The organism is Alkalibaculum bacchi, assembly GCF_937875145.1.
GTDB classification, from domain to species: Bacteria; Bacillota; Clostridia; order Eubacteriales; family Alkalibacteraceae; genus Alkalibaculum; species Alkalibaculum bacchi_A.
In genome coordinates this window covers 1-5,982 of the sequence record NZ_CALNCS010000079.1, presented here as the reverse complement: position 1 = coordinate 5,982, position 5,982 = coordinate 1, and the positions used below count along the sequence as shown (strand labels likewise).

6 protein-coding genes are annotated in these 5,982 nt (G+C 31.2%); 4 read left to right on the top strand and 2 right to left on the bottom strand.

Going from position 1 to position 5,982, the window contains the following annotated elements; genetic code table 11:
- Positions 1 to 300 (top strand): iron-containing alcohol dehydrogenase (locus Q7P22_RS05265; RefSeq protein WP_303861580.1); only part of this gene is annotated, 300 nt, incomplete at its 5' end.
- Between the two features lie 98 nt (positions 301 to 398).
- On the opposite strand, the gene Q7P22_RS05260 is transcribed toward Q7P22_RS05265, so the two are convergent.
- Positions 399 to 758, bottom strand: coding sequence for a helix-turn-helix domain-containing protein (locus tag Q7P22_RS05260; protein ID WP_303861577.1), 360 nt, complete (start codon positions 756 to 758; stop codon positions 399 to 401).
- Positions 759 to 1,110: 352 nt separating this feature from the next.
- Complete coding sequence (locus tag Q7P22_RS05255; RefSeq protein ID WP_303861575.1) at positions 1,111 to 2,820, bottom strand: MASE3 domain-containing protein; 1,710 nt, start codon at positions 2,818 to 2,820, stop codon at positions 1,111 to 1,113.
- A gap of 367 nt (positions 2,821 to 3,187) precedes the next feature.
- On the opposite strand from Q7P22_RS05255, the gene Q7P22_RS05250 reads away from it, so the two are divergent.
- From Q7P22_RS05250 to Q7P22_RS05240, 3 genes are all read left to right on the top strand, one after another.
- Complete coding sequence (locus tag Q7P22_RS05250) at positions 3,188 to 3,748, top strand: NADPH-dependent FMN reductase (RefSeq protein WP_303861573.1); 561 nt, start codon at positions 3,188 to 3,190, stop codon at positions 3,746 to 3,748.
- Between the two features lie 311 nt (positions 3,749 to 4,059).
- Positions 4,060 to 5,301, top strand: coding sequence for a M48 family metallopeptidase (locus Q7P22_RS05245; protein ID WP_303861570.1), 1,242 nt, complete (start codon positions 4,060 to 4,062; stop codon positions 5,299 to 5,301).
- A gap of 374 nt (positions 5,302 to 5,675) precedes the next feature.
- A partial coding sequence (locus Q7P22_RS05240) for an iron-containing alcohol dehydrogenase (RefSeq protein WP_303861568.1) occupies positions 5,676 to 5,982 on the top strand: 307 nt, incomplete at its 3' end.

Genomic DNA, 5,982 nt, shown 5'->3' with positions numbered 1-5,982 from the left:
AAAGTAGCAGCAGCGGACTATGCTGATTTAGCGAAGAGACTTGGATTAAAAGGTGAAACAACAGATGAATTAGTTGAAGCATTAATTCAAGCAATTAAAGATTTAAGAGCTTCAATGGGTATGCCAGGATCTCTAAAAGAATTTGGCGTAACAGAAGAAAAATTCAAATCAAACATAGACGAAGTTGCAGAATTAGCTGTAGGAGATCCTTGTACAGGAACCAATCCTAGAGAAGTATCTGTAGCAGAAATGAAAAGAATATTTGAATATGCTTATGAAGGAAAAGAAATCGATTTCTAGAGTATAAATTAAAAGTAAAAGCTACAGAATTACGATATTCTGTAGCTTTTTTATAACTAGAAAAGTTCTGATTTTCAATTAATTAAGGAATCTTATTGTCAGGATTCCTTTTTATTTTCTAATATATCTTTATTATGTACTCCCCACTGATTCATTGCCACAAGTATAGGTACCAAGCTTTTTCCTCTTTCAGTCAGAGAATATACAACCATTGGTGGTACATAATGATAAATTGTTTTCTCTACAATATCGTAGTCACAAAGAAACTTTAACTCTTGACTCAACATTTTTGTAGTTATATCAGGTATGAACTTTTTAAACTTATTAAATCGAATATTTTTATGTAAGTGTATATTCCATATTAAAATATTTTTCCATTTGCCAGCTAATACTTTTTGTGTGATTTTAAAATCATAACGATTGCCAGTATTACTGTCATGTTGTAATTCAGACTGCATTCTCTTCACTTCTTTCCAGTAACATAATTTGCGTACAAAAAATCATAAGGTCTTTATACCAGTATGTCGGTGAATTTGAATAAATTAAAGCAATATATAATTAAGAAGATGATAAAAAGCACTCCACATGACATTGTGTTGTACGCACATTTATCGGGAATGCCAACCACCATATTAGTAATTGTAAGGTATTGTTTGTTATATGTCAAGCTAAATGTTATGAAAAGTATAATATTACAAATATATACATTTATATATCAACCTCTTTACTGGGTATTAAAAAAAGTTTTTTTGTAGTACCTAGCAAATTGTGGATACATAAGTACAAGACAAGAGATGATGTGTTTAATCGTTAATGTAACTCTACAATAAAGTAATGTATGTCATCTTTTGGCTTTACGCCATTAGAAAATCTTTTTATTTCTTTCGTAATCTTGATGGACAATTCCTTAGGTATTAAATGACCATATTTGCTTATTAATTTTACTAATCGAGCTTCACCAAAGTCTTCCCCATGAATATTTGTGATTTCGATTAATCCGTCTGTATAAAAAAGGACTTTGTTCCCTTTATGTAATTGTACGGTATATTCATTAAAGGAATTACAAAATTCTTCCCCAAATTTGCAAATGGGAAAGCCAGTGTGCTCTACAACTTTTACATTTCCCTGGCTTTCATAGATTAATGGGAAGGTATTAAGCCCACCAGAAGAAAAGATCATCTCGTTGGTTTTTTTATTAAATATTCCGTATAGCATCACTGCATACATTTCTAAAGGGAAATCGGTTTCATTATATTCTCTGTAAAGATTTTGAATAACTTCTTTTGGATGAAAAAATTCTTTTGTACTATTATGATAATTAGACATTACAAGGGTTTGCTTTAAGAAAATGGTCATCATTGCGGCTGGTACACCATGTCCTGCTACATCTCCAATGTAAAAGGATAACTGATCGCTACCTAAATTTTCAAATCCATAAAAATCTCCGCCCACTTTTTCAAAGGCAATATACTCACTATATACTTCTAGATTATCAAAATTTTCATGTTTTATAGGCATTATAGCCTTTTGTATGCTTTTTGCGTATTCGAGATCTTGCAACAATTGTTCATTTGCAATTTCAACTTCTTCTGTTCTGTGTCGTACTAATACTTCTAAGTTGTTTGCGTATTGGCTAATCTCTTTTTCTGCTTTATCTAGCTCTTCATAGGGATAATTAATATTGAAGATAAACAGCAACCTAAAAAACATATAAGATGCAATTAATTTATAGATATGACCTAAAAGATTATAAGTATCATAAATATTACCATAGTTTGTAAAAGAGAGTTCGGAAAATATGCTTACAATTAGGGCTACAATCATATAGGCAAGTGTATTGCGTTTACTTTTTCCATATTCTATAAAAAAATTAATACAAGCGATAAACATCATTAAAATAATTGCATACTCTAACCAATTTTTTAAAGGAGTAAGACCTTCGCCCTCGATGAAGAGGGGCGGTAACAGAGTTGGATAGTAACTTACAATATAGAGAATAAAAAGTGATAGAAATAAAGGTAAACCTACAAGGAAACTTTTATGTATAGTATGTATAGAATGTACGTTTACATCTATTGAGATGAAACTACAAAGTAGTATTCCTCCTGCCAAAATAAATCGCCCAATAATCCAATATGTAGTAGCTCCTTGTACAGAACTTGGTACTAATAAACCAGGCATGCCATTGTAAGAGAAGGTGTGCCAAAAATCTACACACCCTACAAGGAGTAAAACCCCTGCTAATACCTTCATTCTAAGTCTTTTATCTCGGTCTCCAACATAGTAAACCACAAGAAAACTAGCTACGCACATAATAATACTTGCAAATTCAATTATTGTATGAAAAATCAAATATTGACGAACTCTAAAAATTTGATACATGTATTTATTTAAAAAACGAACGAAATAAAAAATCCCTCCAGAGATGAGAAAGCTTATTAGAGCAAATCCGTAATCGAAAAGTTGATTAAATTTAGTAGGTTCTAGCCCCCCACATTTATTAGAAAAACCAGAATTCATATTTTACACACCAACTTTCTAACTGATAATTAAGATATGGTTACTATTTTATAACATTGTTTCGTGTTTTAAAAGCTTTTGTGCGTTTTTTGTGTTATATGTGGTTATTTTGTAAATAAAGGTAGAAGAAATAGAATAAGAATTCCTACTATAAGTTTCCTTTAGAAAATTCTACGTAAAATAGAAGAGAAATATAAATGGGAAGCTTTACATTTTATTTTTATAGATTTCAGACATATCAAGGTTAAAATGAAAACATATCTTACATCAAAGGATTATTAACTGTTTTTAATACAAAGATATTACATTATTATGGTAAAATAGCTATAGTGTAATATTCTAATCATATTGTAGAGGAGAATTGTAAATGGATAAGATCAATATAGTGGCCATAGTAGGTTCTTTGAGAAAGGACTCCTTAAACCTTCAGCTTGCTAAAATAGCACAGAGTTATGTAGAGGGTAAAGCAAATCTTGAAATCCTTAGCATTAGTGGTGTTCCGCTTTTCAATCAGGATATAGAGTATCCAGCTCCAGAAGAAGTTCAGAGAATAAGAGAAAAAGTAAAGGCAGCAGATGGCGTATGGTTTTTTACACCTGAATATAATCACTTTTTCTCAGGTGTGCTAAAAAATACAATTGATTGGCTGTCTAGGCCATTTAGCGAAACAGAAGGACACGTTCTAAGTAGAAAACCAGCAGCAATTAGTGGAATAACGCCAGGGCTTTCAGGAACTTTAGTTGCCCAGGATCATTTAGTGACCTTATTAAGCTTTACAAATATGGACGTAATGAATCGTCCTCGCCTTAGTATTGCCCATGGAATGGAACAGATTAATAAAGATGGAAAACTTGAACTAACAGTAGGTTCTTCTTATTTGTATAAACAAGCAGATGCTTTTATTGACTATATTAAAGATAGGAAATAAGCGCATGCGATGCCTAGCTACCAGTCATCAGCATATTGCATTTCTTTTAGGGCAAGACTCTTCGTTGCGCTCTAGGGTAGCTGGGGTAGGAGCTAAGTTCAAAGGTAATGAATAGTTAGTCAAGCTTTAATTTTAAAGTATGTAAAAAAGGAATCCAAGTATTCAATCTTGGGTTCCTTTTTAGAATACTATTAATCTTGGTAATATTTTAAAGTAATAAATCATATATAAATATTTAGGAGAGGATATAGTAGTCTCTGTATAATTGATTTTTTTCTGTTATAAGAATATATAGATTGGAAGGTGATGGAGTGAACAAAAAGTTACAGAGGGCAATGGTGTTGTTTTTTGCATTGTTAATACTCTTTATAATTGTTGTATATTTTGCTGAAATAAACAATATGAATGACCTTAGGCTAGAATATCCAGAGTTACAAGACGAGGCTTTCTCTTTTAGAAAAGATACTTTAAAGGTTTGGGGAGTTCGATTGTTGCTTACCTTTATAATCCCTTTGCTTTTCCTAACTTCAGGTTTATCGCAGAGGATAAGCACTTTAGCAGGAAATGGGAAAGGGGCGTTTCAATCAGGTCTTCTTTATGGTCTGATATTTTTTGGTCTGATATTTCTTATAAGTTTGCCACTTGATTTTTATTCGTCTTATATCTTACCTCATAAATATGGACTTAGTGATCAAAGTTTTTTTAGGTGGTTTGAAATAAATGTAAAAGGATTTTTAATTCATGATTTGATCACTTCATTGTTATTATGGGTTCCATACGGTATCATTTATAAAAACCCTAAGGCTTGGTGGTTTAAAATAGCTTTGATCATTATACCTATTATAATTTTTACTACATTTATCTCACCATTAGTAATTGATCCGATTTTTAATGAATATACCTCAATTGAAGATGAGAAGCTTGGTCAAGAAATTGAAGGATTGCTCTCAAAAGCAGGTATAGAAGATGCTGGGATCTATAAAGTAGATAAGAGCAAAGATACAAAAACTATGAATGCCTATATGACAGGTATTTTCGATTCTAAAAGGATTGTCCTGTGGGATACAACGATTAATAATTTAGAGGAAGATGAGGTTTTAAGCATTACTGCTCATGAGATTGGACATTATGAAAAAGGTCATATAGGCAAGAGCATTATTATTAGTTCCATTAGCATATTCTTGATTCTTTACTTAGTATATCGTTTGTCAACATGCATTCTTAAATTATCCAATGGTGTTTTTGGCTTTAAAGACTTATGTACTTATGCATCCATTCCTTTGTTAATTATAATGCTCAATCTGTTTTCATTTTTATCTAATCCTATTTCTAGCTACCTATCTCGTAGTATGGAAATTGAGGCGGATCGATATGAAATTTCACTAACAGAGGATAGGGAATCTGCGGTCAGTGCCATGGAAAAATTAACAAAAACAAGCCTAGGTTTACCACGTCCTTCTAATATCTATAAAATATGGTATCACACTCATCCAACTTTAGAGGATAGAATAGAATTGTATAGATCAGTAGAATATGAAAAGATAGAAAATTAAAAAAAGTCCAAGTCAAAAGGCTTGGATTCTTTTTTGCACAAAGTCTCAGCTTAAGGTGGTTTAAACATTTATATTTTAATGATTGTTAAATTAGATATTATCATAAATGGATTTTATTCACATATTATATTAAATATTGATCCTGAAAAAATTATTTATATAATATACATTTGACAATTTACAGTTTTTAATGAGCCTTAAAGAACACAGAAATGCTTGTACTGTAAGGGATTAAAGTTTAAAATCAGATTAATCTTTTTTCAATTCAGTGATTTAAGTAACTAGACTACTTAAAAGTAAGTACTTGTGGAAGTTTGATAATTATCTTACAATCAAGAAGAACCAAAATAATTATAAATTAGGAGGAAATTATTATGCTAAGATTTACTGTACCAAGAGATATTTATTATGGTGAAAATGCGATCGATCATTTAAAAGATGTTAAAGGTAAAAAAGCAATATTGGTTTTCGGTTCAGAAAGATTAATTAAAGACGGTACTATTCCTAAAATCGAAGGTTTATTAAAAGAAGCCAATATCGAAACAGAATTATTCTATGGCGTTGAAGCTGATCCTGGAATCAATACTGTTAAACGAGGCGCTGAAGCAATGAAAAAATTCCAACCTGACGTAATCGTCGCCATTGGTGGTGGATCACCAATAGACGCTGCAAAAGCTATGT